Source organism: Caulobacter sp. FV1ye6ST, assembly GCF_058681225.1.
This window is the reverse complement of the sequence record NZ_CM178733.1, coordinates 1179459-1199512: the sequence shown is the minus strand read 5'-3', so window position 1 is coordinate 1199512 and position 20054 is coordinate 1179459. Positions and strand designations below refer to the sequence as shown.

At 68.2% G+C, this 20054-nt stretch carries 18 protein-coding genes and 1 riboswitch; of the genes, 7 read left to right on the top strand and 11 right to left on the bottom strand.

Annotated features, from left to right (window positions below):
• Window positions 1–87: 87 nt before the first annotated feature.
• Both ACW175_RS05915 and ACW175_RS05910 read right to left on the bottom strand, forming a co-directional pair.
• Window positions 88–951: a dienelactone hydrolase family protein gene (locus ACW175_RS05915; protein WP_492103688.1), complete on the bottom strand. Its 864-nt coding sequence runs from the start codon at window positions 949–951 to the stop codon at window positions 88–90.
• Between the two features lie 101 nt (window positions 952–1052).
• Window positions 1053–2081 carry a glycosylasparaginase gene (locus ACW175_RS05910; protein WP_492103687.1) on the bottom strand — a complete coding sequence of 343 codons (1029 nt, stop codon included), beginning with the start codon at window positions 2079–2081 and terminating at the stop codon, window positions 1053–1055.
• Window positions 2082–2136: 55 nt separating this feature from the next.
• Between ACW175_RS05910 and ACW175_RS05905 the strand changes: the two genes are divergently transcribed.
• Complete coding sequence (locus ACW175_RS05905) at window positions 2137–2874, top strand: copper homeostasis protein CutC (RefSeq protein ID WP_492103686.1); 738 nt, start codon at window positions 2137–2139, stop codon at window positions 2872–2874.
• Between the two features lie 10 nt (window positions 2875–2884).
• On the opposite strand, the gene ACW175_RS05900 is transcribed toward ACW175_RS05905, so the two are convergent.
• From ACW175_RS05900 to ACW175_RS05885, 4 genes are all read right to left on the bottom strand, one after another.
• Window positions 2885–3379: a hypothetical protein gene (locus ACW175_RS05900; RefSeq protein WP_492104905.1), complete on the bottom strand. Its 495-nt coding sequence runs from the start codon at window positions 3377–3379 to the stop codon at window positions 2885–2887.
• Window positions 3380–3515: 136 nt separating this feature from the next.
• The gene (locus ACW175_RS05895; protein WP_492103685.1) at window positions 3516–4151 is read right to left on the bottom strand and encodes a DUF1190 domain-containing protein; all 636 of its coding nucleotides are present in this window, start codon (window positions 4149–4151) and stop codon (window positions 3516–3518) included.
• An 11-nt stretch (window positions 4152–4162) separates the two neighbouring features.
• Window positions 4163–4576 (bottom strand): DUF350 domain-containing protein, encoded by a 414-nt coding sequence (locus ACW175_RS05890; RefSeq protein WP_492103684.1) that lies wholly within the window; start codon window positions 4574–4576, stop codon window positions 4163–4165.
• A gap of 17 nt (window positions 4577–4593) precedes the next feature.
• Window positions 4594–5241 carry a YjfK family protein gene (locus ACW175_RS05885; protein ID WP_492103683.1) on the bottom strand — a complete coding sequence of 216 codons (648 nt, stop codon included), beginning with the start codon at window positions 5239–5241 and terminating at the stop codon, window positions 4594–4596.
• 155 nt (window positions 5242–5396) lie between these two features.
• Here ACW175_RS05885 and ACW175_RS05880 point away from each other — a divergent pair, with 155 nt between their 5' ends.
• The 4 genes from ACW175_RS05880 to pelA all read left to right on the top strand — a co-directional run bounded on the left by ACW175_RS05880 (window position 5397) and on the right by pelA (window position 9416).
• Window positions 5397–6068 carry a YjfI family protein gene (locus tag ACW175_RS05880; protein WP_492103682.1) on the top strand — a complete coding sequence of 224 codons (672 nt, stop codon included), beginning with the start codon at window positions 5397–5399 and terminating at the stop codon, window positions 6066–6068.
• A gap of 25 nt (window positions 6069–6093) precedes the next feature.
• Window positions 6094–6852, top strand: a complete 759-nt coding sequence (locus ACW175_RS05875; RefSeq protein WP_492103681.1) for a PspA/IM30 family protein — start codon at window positions 6094–6096, stop codon at window positions 6850–6852.
• The gene (locus ACW175_RS05870) at window positions 6852–8015 is read left to right on the top strand and encodes a glutathionylspermidine synthase family protein (protein ID WP_492103680.1); all 1164 of its coding nucleotides are present in this window, start codon (window positions 6852–6854) and stop codon (window positions 8013–8015) included. Before ACW175_RS05875 ends, ACW175_RS05870 begins: the two co-directional genes overlap by 1 nt.
• A gap of 93 nt (window positions 8016–8108) precedes the next feature.
• On the top strand, window positions 8109–9416 hold the full coding sequence (gene pelA / locus ACW175_RS05865; protein ID WP_492103679.1) for a pectate lyase: 1308 nt from the start codon (window positions 8109–8111) through the stop codon (window positions 9414–9416).
• Window positions 9417–9467: 51 nt separating this feature from the next.
• On the opposite strand, the gene ACW175_RS05860 is transcribed toward pelA, so the two are convergent.
• The 5 genes from ACW175_RS05860 to ACW175_RS05840 all read right to left on the bottom strand — a co-directional run bounded on the left by ACW175_RS05860 (window position 9468) and on the right by ACW175_RS05840 (window position 16248).
• Window positions 9468–9965: a low molecular weight protein-tyrosine-phosphatase gene (locus ACW175_RS05860; RefSeq protein ID WP_492103678.1), complete on the bottom strand. Its 498-nt coding sequence runs from the start codon at window positions 9963–9965 to the stop codon at window positions 9468–9470.
• A complete protein-coding gene (locus ACW175_RS05855) occupies window positions 9950–13543 on the bottom strand; it encodes a hydantoinase B/oxoprolinase family protein (RefSeq protein ID WP_492103677.1) in 3594 nt (1197 codons plus the stop codon). Before ACW175_RS05855 ends, ACW175_RS05860 begins: the two co-directional genes overlap by 16 nt.
• Before the next feature lie 48 nt (window positions 13544–13591).
• The gene (locus tag ACW175_RS05850) at window positions 13592–14167 is read right to left on the bottom strand and encodes a TMEM165/GDT1 family protein (protein WP_492103676.1); all 576 of its coding nucleotides are present in this window, start codon (window positions 14165–14167) and stop codon (window positions 13592–13594) included.
• An 84-nt stretch (window positions 14168–14251) separates the two neighbouring features.
• Window positions 14252–14362, bottom strand: a riboswitch (yybP-ykoY riboswitch).
• A 33-nt stretch (window positions 14363–14395) separates the two neighbouring features.
• Window positions 14396–15136, bottom strand: a complete 741-nt coding sequence (locus ACW175_RS05845) for a DUF2793 domain-containing protein (protein ID WP_492104904.1) — start codon at window positions 15134–15136, stop codon at window positions 14396–14398.
• A gap of 104 nt (window positions 15137–15240) precedes the next feature.
• Window positions 15241–16248, bottom strand: a complete 1008-nt coding sequence (locus tag ACW175_RS05840) for an NAD(P)H-dependent flavin oxidoreductase (RefSeq protein ID WP_492103675.1) — start codon at window positions 16246–16248, stop codon at window positions 15241–15243.
• A gap of 254 nt (window positions 16249–16502) precedes the next feature.
• On the opposite strand from ACW175_RS05840, the gene ACW175_RS05835 reads away from it, so the two are divergent.
• Together ACW175_RS05835 and scpA are read left to right on the top strand one after the other, a co-directional pair.
• Window positions 16503–17894 carry a methylmalonyl-CoA mutase family protein gene (locus tag ACW175_RS05835; protein WP_492104903.1) on the top strand — a complete coding sequence of 464 codons (1392 nt, stop codon included), beginning with the start codon at window positions 16503–16505 and terminating at the stop codon, window positions 17892–17894.
• Window positions 17895–17898: 4 nt separating this feature from the next.
• Window positions 17899–20052, top strand: a complete 2154-nt coding sequence (gene scpA, locus ACW175_RS05830; protein ID WP_492103674.1) for a methylmalonyl-CoA mutase — start codon at window positions 17899–17901, stop codon at window positions 20050–20052.
• Window positions 20053–20054 lie beyond the last annotated feature (2 nt).

The window sequence follows — 20054 nt, the reverse complement described above, 5'->3', positions numbered from 1 at the left end:
CAGGTCCTGCCTGCTCTCTGTGCGATTTCGAGGCTGTTCGTCGCGCCTCCCTCCACTGTCCGGCGAGCGAGGCGCGACGCGACGTTCCTAGACCAGCGCCTTCTTGTACAGCGCCAGCAGGTTGCTCCAGGCCGTCTCGGCGGCGGCCTCGTTGTAGACTTGGCTGCCTTTCACCGTCCAACCGTGAGCGGCGCCGGCGAAGACCTCGACCTGGGCCGGCAGCTTGGCGGCGTCGAAGGCGGCCTTCAGCTTGTCCTTGGCGGTGGGGTCCTGCTTGTCGTCGTTGTCGGCGATCTCGATCAGGTAGGCGGCCCGGGTCTTGGGGATCAGCAGGTGCGGGCTGTCCTCCTTGTCCGTAACCAGACCGCCGCCGTGGAAGCTGGCGACCGCGCCGATCCTGGCCGGGACCGCGGCGGCCGTACGGAACGACAGCGGACCGCCCATGCAGTAGCCCTGCACGCCGGCCTTCTTGGCCTTGTTGGTCTTGGCTTGCGCATCCAGGAAGGCGATGTAGGCCGCCGCGTCCTTGAACGTGCCTTCCGTGGTCACCGAGGCGCGCAGCGGCGTCAGCTTGGCGCGGTCGTCGGGGTTGGCGAAGTTGAACGTCCCCTCGACCACCGGCGCCTTCTTGACCCGATAGTAGAGGTTGGGGACCAGCACGACATAGCCCGCCGCGGCCAGGCGGCGGCCCATGTCGCGGAACACCGGCCGCAGGCTCATGACGTCGGGCCACAGCAGCACCGCCGGGTATTTGCCCTTGGCCTTGGGATAGAACAGCGCCGCGTCGGCCACGCCATCCGGCGTCTTCACCTCGACGTCCTTCTCCTCGACCGTGTCGTCGGCGCGAGCGACCGTGGCGGCGCCGGTGGCCGCGACCGTCAGCAGGCCGAAGGCGCGACGCGAAAGGCGGGGATCGTGCACGAGGCCTGGGTGGATGTCGTCATCGCACATGGCGGTCTCCTCCGAGTGGTTGGGCCGGCACGCTATAACCACGTTCGCCGGCCGCATACCCTCTTTCCAAGGCGACCCGCAGGTCGCCTTGCTGGCCCACTTTAGGAGGTGAGTTGGTACGTGGCTTTGCCGGGTAACAAGAGGTCCTGCTTCTTGCCGTCGCACAGGGCGTAGCTGAAGCCGCTCTGGATGGCCCAGGCCCCGACCTCGCCCTTCTTGTTGACCGCCAGGAAGCCGACCTGGAATGCCTTGGCGTTTGGCTTCTTCTTGAGGATGCGCTCGACGGCCTCGCGGCAGGCGGCCTCGGGCGAGCGTCCCTGACGCATCAGTTCCACGACCAGGAAGCTGCCGACATTGCGGATCACCTCCTCGCCGACGCCGGTCGAGGTGGCGCCGCCGACCTCGTTGTCGACATAGAGGCCCGCGCCGATGATCGGGCTGTCCCCCACCCGGCCGCGCATCTTCCAGGCCATGCCGCTGGTGGTGCAGGCGCCGGAAATGTCGCCCTTGGCGTCGATGGCCAGCATGCCGATGGTGTCGTGATTGTTGGCCCCGCCCGGCGTGCCCAGCTGGCCGGAGGTCTTGCCGTAGTCGGCGTTCTCGCTGTTGGCCGTGGGCTGGTACTTGGCCTCCTTCTTCCAGGCCTCCCAGGCGATCTTGGACTCAGGCGTCAGCAGCTCCTCGCGGGGGAAGCCCTGCTCCAGCGCGAACTGCAGGGCGCCGGCCCCGACCAGCATCACGTGCGGTGTCTTCTCCATGACCTTGCGGGCCACCGAGATCGGGTGGGCGATGTGCTCCAGGGCCGCGACGGCGCCGCAGTTGCCCAATTCGTCCATGATGCAGGCGTCCAGCGAGACGTGGCCGTCTCGATCTGGATAGCCGGCACGGCCGACGCTGTGGTTCTTGAGGTCCTGCTCGGGGATGCGCGCGCCGGCCTCGACGGCGTCAAGCGCCCGGCCGCCCTTGGCCAGCACGGCCCAGGCCGCCTGGTTGGCGGCGACGCCGAAGTCCCAGGTGGAAATGACGCACGGGCCGTCCAGCTTGGTGACAGTCTCCGCGGCGGACGCCTTCGCGCCCAGCATCGCCGATCCGACCAGGGAAGCGCCGATCAGGCCTCTACGATTCATCATGCTCGTGTGCTCCAACAAGACCGCGCGAATCCCTAGCACGCTCCGGAACCAGACCATGACCACCGACCGCATTCTTCTGGAAGTCTGTGTCGACACGCCCGCCGGATTGGCGGCGGCGATCGCTGGTGGCGCGGATCGCATCGAATTGTGCTCGGCCCTGGCGCTCCAGGGCCTGACCCCCGCCCCCGGGTTGATGGCCCAGGCGGCGGAGGCGCCGATCCCGGTCTATCCGATGATCCGCCCTCGCAATGGCGATTTCTGCTACGACGCCGGCGACCTGGACCACATCCGGCGCGACATCGACGCCGTGCGGCAATACGGGCTCGCGGGCGTGACGATCGGTGCGAACCTGCCCGACGGCCAACTGGATCTCGCCGCGCTGGAGGTGCTGGTCGAGCACAGCCGGGGGCTGGGCATGACCCTGCACCGCGCGTTCGATCTGGTCCCCGACATGCCTGTGGCGTTGGAGGCGGCGATCGCCCTGGGCTTCGAGCGGGTCCTGACCTCGGGCGGCGCGCTGACGGCCCAGGCGGGCGCGGAACAGATCGCCGAGCTGGTCCTGCAGGCCGACGGCCGGATCTCCATCTTGGCCGGCGCGGGCGTGCGCCCGTCGAACTTGGCCGAGTTGGTGCGGCGGACCGGCGCGCGCGAGGTGCACGGCTCCTTCGGCAAGCCGATCCCCGGCGCCGCGCCTGGCTCGAAGCTGGGTGAGATGGGCTTCGTGCCGCCGGAGCTGCGGGATACCGATGAGGCGGCCGTGGCTGAAGCGGCGCGGATTCTCAGAGCGCTCTAGCCGGCGGGTGTCAGTGCAGGGTCGGCGGGCGTGTCGGAGGCGCTGAAACTTCCGGCTCATCGAACCGCATCGGCAGCGCCATCCCGTCATTGGCCAGAGCCGCGTTGAGGAACCGCGCCATCACCGTCACGCTCTCGGGCGTGATCACCAGACCCTCGATCAGCCGGCCGGCGATCTCGGGCGAGGCGGGGCAGACGCCGCAGGCGGTGATCAGGCGCTGCTCGTCGTCCGCATAGCCTTCGCAGCACGGCGCGGAGACACAGAGCGGACGGCGGACCTGGCCCTCTATGGCGCTCATCATCAGGATGAAGGCGGTGGCCACGCGGGCCGAGACAAGGGCGCCGGCCTTCTTCGACAGCCGCTGGCCGGGTTCTTCACCCAGCACGCGGGCGGTGACCCACTGCCGAAGCATCCAGAGCAGGATCCGCTCGCCGTCGGCCAGGCCGACCGGGCCGCAATGGTTCAGGTGTGTTTCTGAGAAAGGGTCGGGCCGCACGCCGGAAATCTCCTCGCCAAGCAGGGGGCCGACACCCGCCGTGGCGAACCGATCTCGGTGAGCGGCCCGACGCGTTCTTGCGAACACATCGCAACTAGACGGGATGCCTAGTTGCGAGTCAATCTCAAAATTGCGTCAGGGCGACTTAGCCGCCGAAGCCGCCCTTGTAGCCGCCGCTGTGGGCATAGCTGCGGCCACCGCCGAAGCCGCCGCGCGAGACCACCGATGTGCGGGTCTGAACCTTGGGCGGAGCGTTGCGGATCGCGTCCGGCGGGTCGATGCTGGACTTGCTGATGGTCGTGCGGCCGGTGCCATAGTCGCGGCCCAGGTGTCCGCCCCAGGTCGAATAGTAGCCGCCGCCATAGCGGTCGTCGCGGCGATAGAGGCCCGTGCCGCGATACCCGCCGTCCAGCATTTGCCCGATCACGAAGCCCGCCAACAGGGGTGTGAAGAAGTTGCCGCCGTTGTTGTAGCTGCGCGGAACGCAGTTGCCGGCGCCATAGACCTCCTCGCACGAGGCGCGGGCCTCGTAGCGCGGGGCGTCCTTGGCGTCGTCCTTCTGGGCGGCGGCGTAGGAGGTGTCGCACTGGGCGTCGGAGACCTCGTTGGCCGCCTTGCACTCTTCCAGGGTCTTGTAGCTGAAGGCCTCGACCTGCTCGCCCTTGTTCGGATCCCAGCTGGCCTGGCCGCCGGGGTCGTCGCAACCGGAGAGGGTCAGGGCCGTGGCGCCGGCCAGCATGGTGGTCAGTTTCAGAGAGTTCGAGCGTTTGCGCATGGTCATCGCTCTGGTCCTCAGACGGTCATGCAGGCGGCATTGAGCAGGCCGACCGAGATCGAGATACCGGCCAGATAGATGCCGATCGAGACCTCGTTGGCCTCGACCCGCGCCTTGACGTCGGGCAAGGCGACCAGACGCACGCCGGTGAAAGCGGCGATCTGGATAATCCCCGCCAAGGTCGCCCAGGCGGCGAGCTCGGGCAAGCTGACGGTATGGCTCAGGGCGGAGGCCAGAGGCAAGGCGTAGCCGATCAGCGCGCCGGCCAGGGCGATGGCCGCGGCGTTGTTGCCCGCGCGGATCAGGGCCTTTTCGTTGTAGGGGGTGACCCACTGGTAGATGTACTTGAAGGCGATCGTGAACAGGCCGGCCACGACAAAGGCCAGCAGGAACGCCGTCGCGCCTTCCTGGAATCCGGTGAAGTCGAACATCTGGCTTTGTCCCCTACCTAGGCTCGGAACTCACCCACCGAAAGCGGCAGGCCGATCATCATTTCGTGGCTGACGTCCTTGCTGTCCTCGGGCTCCAGCGTGAGCGCCAGCAAGAGCTCGCGCCCGTCGCCGCCGGCGAGGTCGCGGTTGAACAGCATGGTGGTCTGGAACAGCCGACGGTCGGGCCGCTCGGCGTCGCGGTTGTAGTAGACGTCTTCCCAGAGGGTCACGGGATCCTGCTCGGCGGCCTCTTCACCGAACCACAGGCGGGCATAGGCGGGCAGCCCCTCGGGCTGGAACGCGCGGGCGCGCAGGCGCTGGGCCCACAGGTCGCGATCGGCGCGGTCGGCCGGATATTCGCTGGCCCACGGCATGAAGACGGTGAAGTCATTGGCCTTCTGGCCCTCCCGGTCGTCCGAGACGACCTGGAACAGGATCTCGTCGTCCGTATAGAAGCGGTGCACGAACGCGCCGTCGTTCAGTTGGATCAGTCCCTGGGCGGTGATCTCCAGCGTGTCGCGGTCGAGGGCGAACTTGGTCTCGGCTCCGAACCGTCGCCAGGCCAGCGGATCCAGCACCACGGTCCGACCGATCGTGACATTGCGGATCACGGGCAGAGCGGACCTGGTCTCGCCGCCTTTGTTGCCGAAAAGCTTTCCGAACATCGCGGTGCGCGAGCCCTCAAAATCCTGGTCGCGTCGCCTATTTGTGGTGCGACGCCAAAAGCGCCCGAACGCTACTTGCCCTCGGGTGAAGTCGGTCGCAGGATGACGCCGAACCACGCCTTGTCAAGCGTACATGTTATGCGTACATGTAACGCATGCCTGCCAAACCGACCCGAAGCGCCCAGGCCGCTGAAAGAACACGAGCGTGGCGTGAGGCCCGCCGGAACGCCGGCTTCGTGAAGATCGAAGTCTGGGCGCCGGCGGCATGCAAGCCCGACATCCTTTCGGCCGTTCAAGCGATCGTCGTCGAGTCGGTCCGTGGGCCGACCCTGGCAACCAACCCCCATCCCCCCAAGGGCGTCAGACACATGGACTCCGTTATCGACACCGCCTGGACGATCCACAGCCTGCGCGACGCGCTGGTGGAAAGCGCCCTCGTGCGCCCGGACGAGATGACCATCACCGTCGTCGAGGGCGTCGAGCCCGTGCTGCAGGTCGTGATGAATGAATTCGGCGACCTGCCGATATATGTCAGCGGCGGCGCGTTGCAGCTGGTCGTCTCGACCCTGCTGTGGCCCTGCGACGAGCAGAGCGACCGCGCGGCCTTCAACGAGTTCCTGCTCAAGGCCCAGAAGATCGTGCCGCTATCGAATTTCGGCATCACCAGCGTCGACGGCCGTGACTATTATGAGCTGATGGGCGAGATCTCGTCCAAGACCACCTTGCAGACGCTGATCATCGAGCTGCGCACCCTGGCGGATAACGCCATCGCCGCCGCCAGCGACCTGCGCGACACCTTCGAAAAAAGCCGCGCGTCGGCCGCCTAAAGAATCGGACCTGGAGACTTAACTGATGTCGATCTGGAGCAAGCTCTCGGCCCTGTTCCGTGGGACCGCGCATGACGGCGCGCAGACCATCGTGGACGCCAACGCCCTGAGGATCCTGGACCAGGAAATCCGCGACGCCGACAACGCTCAGGGCAGGGCCCGTGACGAACTGGCCAAGCTGGTCGCGCGTCGCCGCGGCCTGGAGACCGAGGTCGCCCAGCTGACCGACCAGTCGCGCAAGTACGAGTCCTCGGCCCGCGCGGCGATGAACAAGGGCGACCAGGCCCTGGCCCTGGAAGTGGCGCAACGCATCGCCGACCTCGAAAAGGACGCCGGCCAGAAGGCCACGCAGATGACGGAACTGCGCACGGCCGAGGACAAGCTGCGCACGATCATCGCCCAGACCGACACCAAGGTCGAAGCTCTGCGCCGCGAAATCGAGATCGTGAAGGTCAACGAGAGCGTCCAGAAGGCTCAGGCCGCGGTCATCTCGCGCTCGGGTTCGGCCAGCGGCGTCGTCGGCTCGGCCGCCGATAGCTTGAAGCGCATCAAGGAGCGCCAATCGGTCCGCGAGGAGCAGTTCCGCCTGCACAGCGAGTCGGAAGACCGCAAGACCGGCGCGGATCTCGACGCCAAGCTCGCGGCCGCCGGCATCCTGCCGGGCGGTGGCGGCGCCGAGGACGTGCTGGCCCGCCTGATGACCCCGAAGGACGAGGCTCTGCCCGCCCCGATGCTGGCCATCGAGGACAAGGTCAAGGTCAACAAGGACGGTTCGGACGCCTGATGCGCCGCCTTACCCTGACGCCTCGGCCCGACTGGAAATCCAAGGCCGAGGCGGTCGGCTTCACCTGGCATCACGCCGACGGTCGTCGCTACTGGGACGAACGCGCCGCGTACGCCTTCACGCTGGAGGAGGTCGAGGGCCATCTGGAGCCCGCGACGGAGGCGCTGCACAAGCTGTGTCTCGACCTCGTCGACGACGCGGTGAAGAGCGACGCCCTGATGGCGCGCCTGCAAATCCCCGAAGCGTCTCGCGACCTGGTCGCCGCCTCTTGGAGGGCGCGTGATCCGTCGCTCTACGGCCGCTTCGACTTCTTCTACGACGGAGCGGGAGCGCCCAAGCTCTACGAGTACAATGCCGACACGCCGACCAGCATCTATGAGGCAGGCGTGTTCCAGTGGCTGTGGCTGGAGGATCTGATCCAGCAGGGCCTGCTGCCGGCAACCACGGACCAGTTCAACAGCCTGCACGACCAACTGGCAGAGCGCTTCAAGGCGATCTTCCCGAATGGCGGCTTCGTCCATTTCGCCAGCGATCCGGACTTCGTCGAGGATCGCCAGACCGTGCGCTTCCTGGAGGACATGGCTCGGCTAGCCGGTCTGGAGCCGAAGTTCGTGCCGATGACGGCGATCGGCCTCGACGCCGACGGCCGTTTCATCGACCAGGACAATTACATCGTCGGCGCGATGTTCAAGCTGTACCCCTGGGAGGACATGCTGCGCGAGCCATACGCGGCCAATATCGCGGGCTCCAAGACCCTGTTCCTGGAGCCGCCGTGGAAGGCGGTGCTGTCGAACAAGGCGCTGCTGCCGCTGCTGTGGGAGCGCCATCCAGGCCACCCGAACCTGCTCGAGACCTATTTCGACGACGACCCCAAGGTCGAGCGACTAGGAAACAGCTACGCCCGCAAGCCGCTGTTCAGCCGCGAGGGCGCCAATGTCGAGCTCTGGAAGGACGGCCGCAGGGGCCGCGTGCTCGACCAGGGCTATGGCGCGGAAGGCTGGATCCGCCAGGAACTGAAACCGCCGCCGAAGTTCGGCGTGAACTATCCGGTGGTCGGTTCCTGGGTGATCGGCGACCAGGCCGCCGGCATCGGCGTACGTGAGGATCGCGGCCAGGTGACTCGGGACCGCTCGCGGTTCATCCCGCACATCATCGAGGGCTGATTTCAACCCGTTTCATACCGGTAGGAAACCGGTATCATTCCCGTGAGACAAGGCGGTCAACGACAACGACGCCTGCCGGGGAGAGACGTCCAGATGACCCACCGCACCGCCATGATCGGCCTGTTCCTGTCCGCCAGCCTGCTGGCCGCACCGGTCTTCGCCAGCGTGATCGGGACCAATGTCCCGGCCCAGCCGATCACCGCTGAACGGATCGCCAAGCTGCCCGCCGCCCAGCAGCCGGCGTGGAAGGCCTATCTCGACCGCTCGACCGCCCAGGAAAAGGCCGACCGCGCCGCCCTGGCCGCGGAGCTGAAGCCCGGACAGGCCGCCCCGCCGTCACCGCCGACTGGTCATGGCGACAACGGGATGGTCCTAGACAAGGAGGCGGGCTGGTACGCCTCGCCCGAGGCGCGCCACATCGCCGACGTCATCGTGAGCTTCCAGACCCCGGCCGGCGGCTGGAGCAAGAACCAGGACCGCACCGGCGCTCCGCGCCTGCCCGGCCAGCCCTGGCACGCCGACAACAATTCCAAGCACCTCAGCGAGGCCGATTTCGACGCCGCCCGCGACCCGAAGTGGGGCTATGTCGGCACGCTGGACAACAACGCCACCATCACCGAGATGCGCTTCCTGGCCAAGGTCGCCGGCCAGATGCCCGGCAAGGACGGCGAGGCCTATCGGAAGAGCTTCCTGAAGGGCGTGCGCTACCTCCTAGCCGCCCAGTTCCCGAACGGCGGCTGGCCGCAGGTCTGGCCGCTGGAGGGCGGCTACCACGACGCGGTCACCTTCAACGACAACGCCGTCTCCGAGGCCGCCGATCTGCTGACCGAGGTTTCGGAAGCCAAGGCCGACTTCGCCTTCGTGCCCGCCGATCTCCGCGCCAAGGCCGGCGTCGCGGCCCGGAAGGGTCGCGAGGTCATCGTCGCCTCGCAGATTCGCGTCGGCGGCAAGCTGACGATCTGGGGCCAGCAGGCCGATCCGTTCACCCTGGCCCCGGTCGCCGGCCGCAACTTCGAGCCGCCGGCCCTGTCGACGGGCGAGAGCGCCGACCTGCTGGTCTATCTGATGAGCCTGCCCGACCCGACCCCGGCCGAAGTGGCCGCTGTCCATGCGGGCGTGGCCTGGCTGAAGGGCGCCGCGATCATGGGAAAGGCCTGGATCGGCGGAAAAGGCGACCCCGAAGGCCGCCGGCTGGTCGATCAGCCGGGCGCGGGCCCGCTGTGGTCGCGGTACTACGACACCGCAGGCAAGCCGGTCTTTGGCGAGCGCGACAAGACCCTGCGCGACAACGCCAATGAACTCTCGCTGGAGCGCCGCAACGGCTATGCGTGGTTCGGCACGTCGCCGGCCAAGGCGATCAAGGCCTATGAGGGCTGGGCGAAGAGCCACCCGGCCGCCTAGGCCTTGAACCCTATCCGCTCTTCCCCGCTTCGCGGCGATGATTGGATAGGGTCAGGCCCTGGCCCAGCCCTCGTCCGCCAACCGCCGCGCCAGGGCTTGCGCCGCCAGGACCACATCCCTCCAGGTCACGTCGAACCCAGCGTCGTCCCCATAGTAAGGATCGGCCACCGCCCGGCCCCGATGCCCCTCGACCAGATCCAGCAGAAGCCCGACCTCGGCCGTCGCGTCGGACGGCGCGACCTGCAGCAGGCCCCGCAGGTTGTCATGGTCGAGGGCGTAGATGTGGGTGAAGATCCGGAAATCGTCGGGCTTAACCTGGCGCGCCTTCAGGCCGCTGATGTCGACGCCGTTACGCCGCGCCACGGCAATGGCGCGCGGATCCGGCGGATCGCCCTTGTGCCAGCCGCCAGTGCCGGCGCTGTCGACCGCGACCTCCAGGCCCAGCCGTTCGGCTTCCGCCCGGAACGCGCCCTCGGCCAGGGGCGAGCGACAGATGTTGCCCATGCAGACGAACAGTACGGACGCCTTGGCCATCACGCTTCTCCCCAACCGCCGCCGCCCGGCGTCTTGATGACGATCGCGTCGCCCGCGCCGACCTCGACCAGATCGGTGGCGGCCATCGCCTGGACCGTTCCGTCGGCGCGCTCGACCCACGCCTTGCCCACCGCGCCCGGAGCCCCGCCCCGCAGGCCAAACGGCGGCACGCGGCGGCGGTTGGATAGCAAGGTCGCGGTCATCGGCTCGCGGAAGCCGATCCTGCGCACCACGCCCTCGCCGCCGCGATGCGCGCCCTGCCCGCCCGAGCCTCGCCGGATCGAGAATGCCTCGACCAGCACGGGATAGCGGGTCTCCAGCACCTCGGGATCGGTAAGGCGGCTGTTGGTCATGTGGGTCTGGACCGCGTCGGTCCCGTCGAAGCCCGGCCCCGCGCCCGAGCCGCCGCAGATGGTCTCGTAATACTGCCGTCGCTCGTCGCCGAAGGTGAAATTGTTCATCGTGCCCTGCGCCCCGGCCATCACGCCCAGCGCGCCATAGAGGGCGTCGACCACCACCTGGCTGGTCTCGACATTGCCGGCCACCACGGCCGCCGGATAGCGCGGCCGCAGCATCGAACCCTCGGGAATGACCAGCTCGACCGGCCGCAGGCAGCCGTCGTTCATCGGGATCTCGTCGTCGACCAGGGTGCGGAACACGTAGAGCGCCGCCGCCCGACAGATAGACGCCGGGGCGTTGAAATTGGTCGGGACCTGATCGCTGGTGCCGGTGAAGTCGACGCGGGCGGTGCGGGCCCGCTGGTCGACCGTGATGGCCACGCGGACCACCGCGCCGTCGTCCAGCTCATAGGCGAACGACCCGCCTTCCATCGTCGCCAGCACGCGACGGACGGCTTCCTCGGCATTGTCCTGGACGTGGGCCATATAGGCCTCGACGACGTCCTGGCCGAACTCGGCGACCATGCCGGTCAGGGCTTCGGCGCCGCGCGCGCAGGCGGCGATCTGGGCCTTGAGGTCGCCGATGTTCTGGTCGGGATTTCGCGCCGGCCATTTGCCCGAGGCGAGCAGCGCTCGCGTCTCGGCCTCCAGAAACCGCCCGCCTTCGACCAGCAGGAAGTTCTCGATCAGGACGCCTTCTTCCTCGACCGTCTTGCTGGTCGGCGGCATCGAGCCCGGTGTGATCCCGCCGATATCGCCCTGGTGGCCCCGCGCGGCGACGTAGAACAGCAGGGCGCCCGCCGCGTCGAACACCGGCATGACCACCGTCACGTCCGGCAGGTGGGTGCCGCCGTTATAGGGGGCGTTGAGCATGTAGACGTCGCCGGGCCGCATGCCCCGCCCGTCATGCTCGCGCGCATCGCGGATGGCCCGCACGCTGTCGCCCATCGAGCCCAGGTGCACCGGCATGTGCGGCGCGTTGGCGATCAGATCGCCGTCGCGGCTGAACAGGGCGCAGGAGAAGTCCAGCCGCTCCTTGATATTGACCGAATAGGCCGTGTTCTGCAGCGCGAACCCCATCTCCTCGGCCACGGCCATGAAGAGGTTGTTGAATACCTCCAGCATGACGGGATCGGCCTCGGTCCCGATGGCCTTGCGGGCTGGCAGAGCGACGACGCGGTCGAGGATCAGGTTCAGGTGGGCGTCGACGGTCGCGCGCCAGCCGGGCTCGACGACCGTCGTGCCGGTGGCTTCGCGGATGATGGCCGGGCCGACGATCTCGACGCCGACGGCCAGGGCTTCGCGGTCGAAGACGGGCGTGGTGTGGCGGGCGCCGGCCATCCGGGTTTCGATGGTCGCCAACGGCGGGGTTTTCCCCTTCGACGCTCCGGACGCGAAATCCGGTTCCGCCCCGGCGTCCGAATGTCCGATCGCCTCGACCGACAGGGTCTCGACCACCAGGTCAGTCGTCGGCGAGGTGAAGCCGAACCGGCGTTGGTGCAGCGCCTCGAAGTCCTGACGGACGCGATCACCGAACGGCACGACCAGTGGCGTGTCGGTGCCGGCGTACTTCACCCTCAGGCTGGCGACCGTTTCAACAGAGGCCATCGGCACGTCCTGGCCCCGGAGCGCGGCTTCGGCCTCGGTGGCCAAAGCCTTCGCGCGGTCGGCCAGGTCATCCGCCAGATCCAGCGGCCGCTCGACCGTCTCCTCGCGGATCAGGCGCAGGTCGGCCAGGCCCATGCCGTAGGCGCTCAGCACCCCGGCGAAGGGATGTATCATGAGCTTGGTCATGCCCAGAGCGTCGGCCACCAGGCAGGCGTGCTGACCGCCCGCGCCGCCAAAGCAGGCCAGGACGTAGCGGGTGACGTCGTAGCCGCGCTGAATCGAGATCTGCCGCACGGCCTTGGCCATGTTCTCGACCGCGATGGTGACGAAGCCCTCGGCGACCTCCTGAGGGGTCATCGCCTTGCCGGTCGCCGCTTCGATCTCGGCGCTCACGGCCTGGAAGCCGCGCGTGACGGCCTCCGCATCCAGCGGCTGGTCGGCGTTCGGCCCGAACACCTTGGGGAAGAACTCCGGCCGTAGCTTGCCCAGCATGACGTTGCAGTCGGTGACCGTCAGTGGCCCGCCCCGGCGGTAGGCCGCCGGTCCCGGGACCGCGCCGGCCGAGGCCGGCCCCACGCGCAGCCGCGCCCCGTCGAACGAACAGATCGAGCCGCCGCCCGCCGCCACGGTGTGGATGTTCATCATCGGCGCGCGCATCCGCACCCCGGCCACCACCGTCTCGAAGGCCCGCTCATACTGACCGGCATAGTGGCAGACGTCGGTCGAGGTGCCGCCCATGTCGAAGCCGATGACGCGGTCGAAGCCCGCTTCCCCAGCGGTCCGCGCCATGCCGACCACGCCGCCGGCCGGGCCGGACAGGATGGCGTCCTTGCCGCGGAAGGCTCGGGCGTCGGTCAGGCCGCCATTCGACTGCATGAACAGCAAGCGCGTGTCGTGCCCCAGCGCGTCGGCGACCTGGTCCACATAGCGCCGCAGGATCGGCGACAGATACGCGTCGACCACGGTGGTGTCGCCGCGCCCGACCAGCTTCATCAACGGGCTGACCTCGTGACTTACCGAGACCTGGCTGAAGCCAATCTCGCGCGCGATCGCCGCCACCCGCGCCTCATGGTCGGTGAAACGGAAGCCGTGCAGCAGCACGATGGCGATGGCCCGGAAGCCTTCATCGAAGGCCGCCCGCAGACCGGCCCGCGCCGCGCCCTCTTCCAGCGGACGCAGCACCTGGCCCTCGACGCTCATCCGCTCTTCGATCTCGACGACGCGGTCGTAGAGCGCTTCCGGCTTGACGATGTGGCGCTCGAACAGCTTGGGCCGCGCCTGATAGCCGATCCGCAGGGCGTCGGCGTGGCCGCTGGTAATAGCCAGAACGGTCGGCTCGCCCTTGCGCTCGAGCAGGGCGTTGGTGGCCACGGTGGTGCCCATCTTCACCGCGTCGATGATCGCGCCATCCGGCAGCAGCGCCCGCACGCCCGCCACGGCGGCGTCGGCATAGTGCTCGGGATTTTCCGACAGCAGCTTGTGAGTGACCAGCGCCCCGTCCGGTCGCCGCGCCACGATGTCGGTGAACGTACCGCCCCGGTCGATCCAGAATTCCCAGCCGCGCGGAACATCAGGGTTGGCGGTCATGAGGGGACGGAACTCCTTGGCTCCATCCCCTCATAGCGGCTGGGACGCCTACTTCAACAGCCCCGTAAGCTCCGCCACCTGCCAGATCCCCAGCAACAGGAAGATCAGCGCCGCGCCCATGCGCACGTACTTCAGCGGCACGATCTTGGTCGCGGCCTCGCCCAGGTAAACGGCCGGGACGTTGGCCAGCATCATGCCCAGCGTCGTGCCGGCGGCGACCCAGAAGATCGAGTGGAACTTGGCGCCTAGGGCGACGGTGGCGATCTGGGTCTTGTCGCCCATCTCGACCAGGAAGAAGGCGATGGCCGTGGTCACGAAGACGCCGTAGCGGCTGGCGCCCTGACCTTCCTCGTCATCGGCCTTGTCGGGGATCAGCGCCCAGGCGGCCATGGCGATGAACGAGATGGCGATGGCCCACTTGAACCAGGCGCCGCTCAGGAAATCCGACACCCAGTAGCCGGCCGTGGCGGCCAAGGCGTGGTTGGCCAGGGTGGCGACCAGGATGCCGAGAATGATAGGAACGGGCTTTTTGAACCGCGTGGCCAGGATGATGGCCAGCAATTGGGTCTTGTCGCCGATTTCGGCGATGGCCACGACCAGGGTCGAGACGAGCAGGGCTTCCACTGAAATAATCCTCCGGGCCGGGCGCATGCCAATAGCGTCGACGTCCACCCGGCCCGGATGAAAATCGGCGCCATTGGTCTCGCCAAGGAAGCTCGAACTCGCTTCCCTTCCCCGCGCCATGCTTCCGAAAAAGCAAGTATGTTGACGGCGGGGCCCGCTGATGGATGCGGGCGGCTACTCCCCAAAGGTGAGGGGCGTGTAGCCGCCTGAGCCGCCGCCGTCAACGCGTCAGGCCGCGGAAGCGGGGGCGTCGAACCGCAGCACGTGGATCGCCACCCGAACCTTGCCTGCCACGAAGTTGCCGCCGACCGCCGTCAGCAGCACCTGCGTGTCCGCGTAGAAAGCCGTCGGTCCGATCACCCCGATGTTGCTGGAATTCTTGGCCACACCCAGCGAGCCACCGAACTTGCTCGCTTCGCCCGAGACGCCGCAGTTGTACGAGGCCGCGCCGGTGATCGCGACCGTGGTCCGGGTCGAGACCGCCAGCACGATGGCGCGGTTGGGGATGGCGATGCTGGTCGCGGTCGAGGCCCCGGACAGCGTCACCTCCTGCTCCAGGATTTCCAGCCGGGTGTTAGCCAGGCCCGGCGAGGCGGCGGCGGTGAGGCTTCGGAAGGTGGCCGACAGCGGCGTCCAGCTCGCGCCGTCGAAGGCGACCATCTGGTTCTCGTCCTTGACCCAGGCCATCACGCCCTCGGTCGGCGTCAGCGCCTCCCAGGCGCCGGCCTCGAAGCGCATCAGCGCCCCGACCGCCTGCGCCGCCCAGGCCGCGCCCGCGGCGCCGGCCGGCAGGATCCAGACGCCACCGCTCGGCGGGCTGGCCGGCTGCGCCGAGACCGAACAGCTCTCGACGGCCAGTTGCACCAGTCCATCCAGCCGGGCGAGGCTCTCATTTATGGGGATGTGTTTCTGGGCCTGGGCAGCCACCACATAGGGCAGGCCGAGGCGGGGCGTGACGTCGCTGAAAATGGGATCGGGCATGTGCGGCTCCGGAAGCGGTTGAGTTCGCTTCCAGAATCGCGTCGCCGCGAAGGCCGGGGACGAAGCCTGCTCCGTCCCCGTAACTCACCCGCCTATTCGGCGGCGAAAGCCAAGTGATTTCCAGAGGTAAGCGCCGTCTTGGCGACCAGCTCGGCCTTCGCCTGCTCGTACTCTTCGGCGAACTTGGCGATGAGTTCGGCGGCCGGCAGCACCTTGTCGATCGCGCCGATGCCCTGGCCCGAGCCCCAGATGTCGCGCCACGCCTTGGCCTCCTGGTTGCCGCCCGAGCCGAAGCTCATCTTGGACGGATCGCTGACCGGCAGGTTGTCCGGATCAAGGCCGGCGGCGACGATCGACGCGCGCAGGTAGTTGCCGTGCACGCCGGTGAACAGGTTCGAATAGACGATGCCGTCGGCCCGCCCCTCGACGATGCCCTGCTTGTAGCCTTCAATGGCGTTGGCCTCTTCGGTCGCGATGAAGGCCGAGCCGATATAGGCCAGGTCCGCGCCCATGGCCTGGGCGGCCAGGATCGAACGGCCCGAGGCGATAGAGCCCGACAGCGCCACCGGCCCGTCGAACCACTGGCGGATCTCCTGGATCAGGGCGAACGGCGACAGGGTGCCGGCATGGCCCCCGGCGCCGGCCGCGACCGGGATCAGGCCGTCAGCGCCCTTCTCGATGGCCTTGCGGGCGAAGCGGTCGGTGATGACATCGTGCAGGGTGATGCCGCCGTACGAGTGGATCGCCTGGTTCAGATCCTCGCGGGCCCCCAGCGAGGTGATGACCACCGGGACCTTGTGTTTGACGCACAGCTCGATGTCTTCCTCGAGCCGATTGTTGGTCTTGTGGACGATCTGGTTGACCGCGAACGGCGCGCTCGGCGCCTCCGGATGGGCCTTGTCGTGGGCGGCCAGTTCCTCGGTAATGCGGTGCAGCCATTCGTCCAGCTGCGAGATCGGACGAGCGTTCAGCGACGGGAACGACCCGACGATGCCGGCCTTGCACTGGGCGATGACAAGGTCCGGATTGCTGATGATGAATAGCGGCGAGGCGATGACCGGCAGGCGCAGGCGGTCGCGCAGGATCGGCGGCAGAGCCATGGAGAAGTTCCCCTTTGGAGATCGGCTTGAGGCGCCGAATATGTGATCACCGATCAGATTAAACGCGCGTTTGGCTCGGATGCAAGGCGAGAGAAGACCGGTTGCGAGGCTTGACGGCCGTAAGGGCAGGAGCGCATCACCGTTCAAAAGACAAAAATGCTGCACCGCAGGAGAGAGACGCTTTGACCGTGGCGACCACGCCCCTGGCCGAGGACTTCGGCGCCCAAGGCGACGCGGCGACCCGCGCCCGCTGGATGGCCCTGGTCGAGAAGACCTTGAAGGGCCAGAGCTTCGATGAAGCCCTGACGGTCAAGACGCCCGACGGCCTGACGATCCAGCCGCTCTACACCGCGGAAGACGGCGTCGCCGTGGCCCGCGACCTGCGCGCCCGTGATCCCGACCGCCCCTGGGACCTGCGCACGCGCGCGGCCCACCCAGATCCGCTCCACACGGCCAAGGACGTCCTGACCGATCTCGAGAACGGCGCGGCCTCGGTGCTGCTGCAGGTCGATCCGACCGGCCTGAACGGTGTGGCCGTCGGCTCGGCGGATAACCTTTCCACGGCGCTGTCGGGCGTGATGCTGGACCTGGCCCCTGTCGCCCTGGACGCGGGCTATCTGGGTCCGAAGGCCGCCGACTGGCTGGGCGCTCTGGCCAAGGCCGCGCCGAACGCGCCTCTGGCGTTTCATCTGGATCCGCTGACAGCCTTCGCCCAGATAGGCGTCAGTCCCGGCCCTATCGAGAGCCACGTCTTCAGCGCCGCAACGGTCGGCTCGCGCCTGGCCCAGACCTACGTCAAGGCCAGCCTGTTCCTGGCCACCGGCCGCGCGGCGCATGAGGCCGGCGGTTCGAACACCGAGGAGCTGGCGTTGATGGCGGCGTCCGCCCTCGCCTACGCCAAGGCGCTGGTCCGGCAGGGCCTCTCTATGGAAGACGCCTTCGGCCGCATCGTGCTGGGCGTCAGCCTGGACGGCGAATATTTCACCGGCGTCGCCAAGGTCCGCGCGGCCAAGGCGATCTGGGCGCGACTGACGCAAGCCTGCGACGTCACCGTTCCTCCGACCATCGAAGCCCGATCCTCGCGGCGGATGCTGGCCAAGGCCGACGCCTGGACCAACCTGCTGCGCCTGACCTCGGCCGGGTTCGCCGGCGCGGTCGGCGGGGCGGACGTCATCCTGCTGGACGCCTTCACCGACGCCATCGGGCTGCCCACCGCCTTCGCCCGTCGTCAGGCGCGCAACACCCAGCTCGTCCTGATGGAAGAGAGCAATCTGGGCCGCGTCGCCGATCCGGCCGGCGGGGCCTGGTATCTTGATAGCCTGACCGACCAGATCGCCCACGCCGCCTGGATCAGCTTCCAGGCCATCGAGGCGGCCGGCGGGATCATCAAGGCGCTGGAAAGCGGCCTGGTCGCCGACGCGGTCTCCAGGACTCGCGACCTCCAGGAAGCCGCCTTCGCCGACAAGAGCCGCAAGATCCTGGGGGTCACGGTGTTCCCCAACGCCGACGACAAGGCGCCGGAGGTCGAGACACCCGACGCGGCCGCCTTCGCGGTGGCCAGTCCCGACGTTCGCCTGCCCGGCCCCGACAGTCACTGCCCGGCCCTGACGCCGGTGCGCTTCGCCGCCGCCTTCGAGGGAGCCTGAGCCCGTGAGCAAGTTCCCCGATTTCACCACCATCGACTTCGCGGAAGTCGCCTCCGCCGCGGCGCCGGAAGGCGAGGCCTGGAACACGCCCGAAGGTGTCTCCGTCGCCCCGGCCTTCGACGCAAACGACGTGGCGGACCTGGACTTCACCGGCGGCTATCCCGGCGTCGCGCCCTATGTGCGCGGTCCCTACCCGACCATGTATGTGACCAACCCGTGGACGGTGCGCCAGTACGCCGGCTTCTCTACGGCCGATGACAGCAACGCCTTCTACCGCCGTAACCTCGCGGCCGGTCAGATGGGCCTGTCGGTGGCCTTCGACCTGGCCACCCACCGCGGCTATGACAGCGACCACGAGCGGGTGAAGGGCGATGTCGGCATGGCCGGCGTGGCCATCGACTCGATCCTTGACATGCGCACGCTCTTCAGCGGCATCCCGCTCGACAAGATGAGCGTGTCGATGACCATGAACGGCGCGGTGCTGCCGATCCTGGCGCTCTACATCGTCGCGGCCGAGGAACAGGGCGTCAGTCCCGACAAGCTGTCGGGGACGATCCAGAACGACATCCTCAAAGAGTTCATGGTGCGGAACACCTATATCTATCCGCCCGCGCCCTCGATGCGGATAATCTCGGACATCTTCGCCTTCACCTCGGCGAACATGCCCAAGTTCAACTCGATCTCGATCAGCGGCTATCACATGCAGGAGGCCGGCGCGACGGCCGACCTGGAGCTGGCCTACACCCTGGCCGACGGCGTCGAATACGCCCGCGCCGGCGTCGCGGCCGGCATGAGCATCGACGCCTTCGCGCCACGCCTGTCGTTCTTCTGGGCGATCGGCATGAACTACTTCATGGAGGTCGCGAAGATGCGCGCGGCCCGCCTGCTGTGGGCGCGCCTGATGAAGCGCGAGTTCGGTCCCAAGGACGACCGCTCGCTGTCCTTGCGCACGCACAGCCAGACCAGCGGTTGGTCGCTGGCGGCCCAGGACGTCTTCAACAACGTCTCGCGCACCTGCGTCGAGGCCATGGCGGCAGTCAACGGTCAGACCCAGAGCCTGCACACCAACGCTCTGGACGAAGCCCTGGCCCTGCCGACCGACTTCTCGGCCCGCATCGCGCGCAACACTCAGCTGTTCCTGCAGATGGAGAGCGGCACGACCCGCGTCGCCGACCCCTGGGGCGGCAGCTACTATGTCGAGCGCCTGACCCACGACCTCGCCCGCAAGGCCCTGGCGCACATCGAGGAAGTCGAGGCGGCCGGCGGCATGGCCAAGGCCATCGAGCGCGGCATCCCTAAGCTGCGCATTGAGGAAGCCGCCGCCAAGACCCAGGCCCGGATCGACGCCAATCGTCAGAGCGTGGTCGGCGTCAATCGCTACAAGCCCGAGGTCGAGGATGTGATCCCGATGCTCAAGGTCGACAACGGCTCGGTCCGCGCCCAGCAACTGGAAAAGCTTGCGCGCCTGAAGGCCGAGCGCGATCCGGCCGCGACCGAGGCGGCGCTGAAGGCGCTGGAGGACGGCGCGCGCGGGACGGGCAACCTGCTGGCCCTGGCCGTCGACGCCGCCCGCGCCAAGGCCACGGTCGGCGAGATCAGCCTGGCGATGGAGAAGGTCTTCGGCCGCCACCGCGCCGTGATCCAGGCCATCGAGGGCGTCTATGGCAAGGAAGCCGGCGCCGACCCCAAGGCGGCGCGCGCCCGCGCCATGGTCGCCGCCTTCCGCGAGGCCCACGGCGGCCCGCCGCGTATCATGGTCGCCAAGATGGGCCAGGACGGCCACGACCGCGGCCAGAAGGTGATTTCCAGCGCCTTCGCCGACCTCGGCTTCCAGGTCGAGATCGGCCCGCTGTTCCAGACCCCCGCCGAGGCCGCCGACGAGGCGATCAAGGCCGGCGTCCACGTGGTCGGCGCCTCGTCGCTAGCCGCCGGACACCTGACCCTGGTGCCCGAACTGAAGGCCGAGCTGGCCAGGCGCGACCGCTCCGACATTGTCGTGGTGGTGGGCGGCGTGATCCCGCCCCAGGACTTCCAGGCCCTGCTCGACGCCGGCGCCGCGAGCATCTTTCCCCCCGGCACGGTCATCGCCGAGGCCGCCATCGAGGTGCTGGAGAAGCTGAACGTCCAACTCGGCTACAGCCAGGAAACGGCGGCGTAGCC

What these genes read in the sequence shown, in the direction of transcription:
- ACW175_RS05855 (WP_492103677.1), bottom strand. Translation starts at nt 13,543, where the DNA reads ATGACCGCCAACCCTGATGTTCCGCGCGGCTGGGAATTCTGGATCGAC.
- ACW175_RS05915 (WP_492103688.1), bottom strand. Translation starts at nt 951, where the DNA reads ATGTGCGATGACGACATCCACCCAGGCCTCGTGCACGATCCCCGCCTT.
- ACW175_RS05895 (WP_492103685.1), bottom strand. Translation starts at nt 4,151, where the DNA reads ATGACCATGCGCAAACGCTCGAACTCTCTGAAACTGACCACCATGCTG.
- ACW175_RS05835 (WP_492104903.1), top strand. Translation starts at nt 16,503, where the DNA reads ATGGCCCTGGTCGAGAAGACCTTGAAGGGCCAGAGCTTCGATGAAGCC.
- ACW175_RS05890 (WP_492103684.1), bottom strand. Translation starts at nt 4,576, where the DNA reads ATGTTCGACTTCACCGGATTCCAGGAAGGCGCGACGGCGTTCCTGCTG.
- ACW175_RS05880 (WP_492103682.1), top strand. Translation starts at nt 5,397, where the DNA reads ATGCCTGCCAAACCGACCCGAAGCGCCCAGGCCGCTGAAAGAACACGA.
- ACW175_RS05870 (WP_492103680.1), top strand. Translation starts at nt 6,852, where the DNA reads ATGCGCCGCCTTACCCTGACGCCTCGGCCCGACTGGAAATCCAAGGCC.
- ACW175_RS05840 (WP_492103675.1), bottom strand. Translation starts at nt 16,248, where the DNA reads ATGGCTCTGCCGCCGATCCTGCGCGACCGCCTGCGCCTGCCGGTCATC.
- ACW175_RS05905 (WP_492103686.1), top strand. Translation starts at nt 2,137, where the DNA reads ATGACCACCGACCGCATTCTTCTGGAAGTCTGTGTCGACACGCCCGCC.
- pelA (WP_492103679.1), top strand. Translation starts at nt 8,109, where the DNA reads ATGACCCACCGCACCGCCATGATCGGCCTGTTCCTGTCCGCCAGCCTG.
- ACW175_RS05885 (WP_492103683.1), bottom strand. Translation starts at nt 5,241, where the DNA reads ATGTTCGGAAAGCTTTTCGGCAACAAAGGCGGCGAGACCAGGTCCGCT.
- ACW175_RS05875 (WP_492103681.1), top strand. Translation starts at nt 6,094, where the DNA reads ATGTCGATCTGGAGCAAGCTCTCGGCCCTGTTCCGTGGGACCGCGCAT.
- ACW175_RS05910 (WP_492103687.1), bottom strand. Translation starts at nt 2,081, where the DNA reads ATGATGAATCGTAGAGGCCTGATCGGCGCTTCCCTGGTCGGATCGGCG.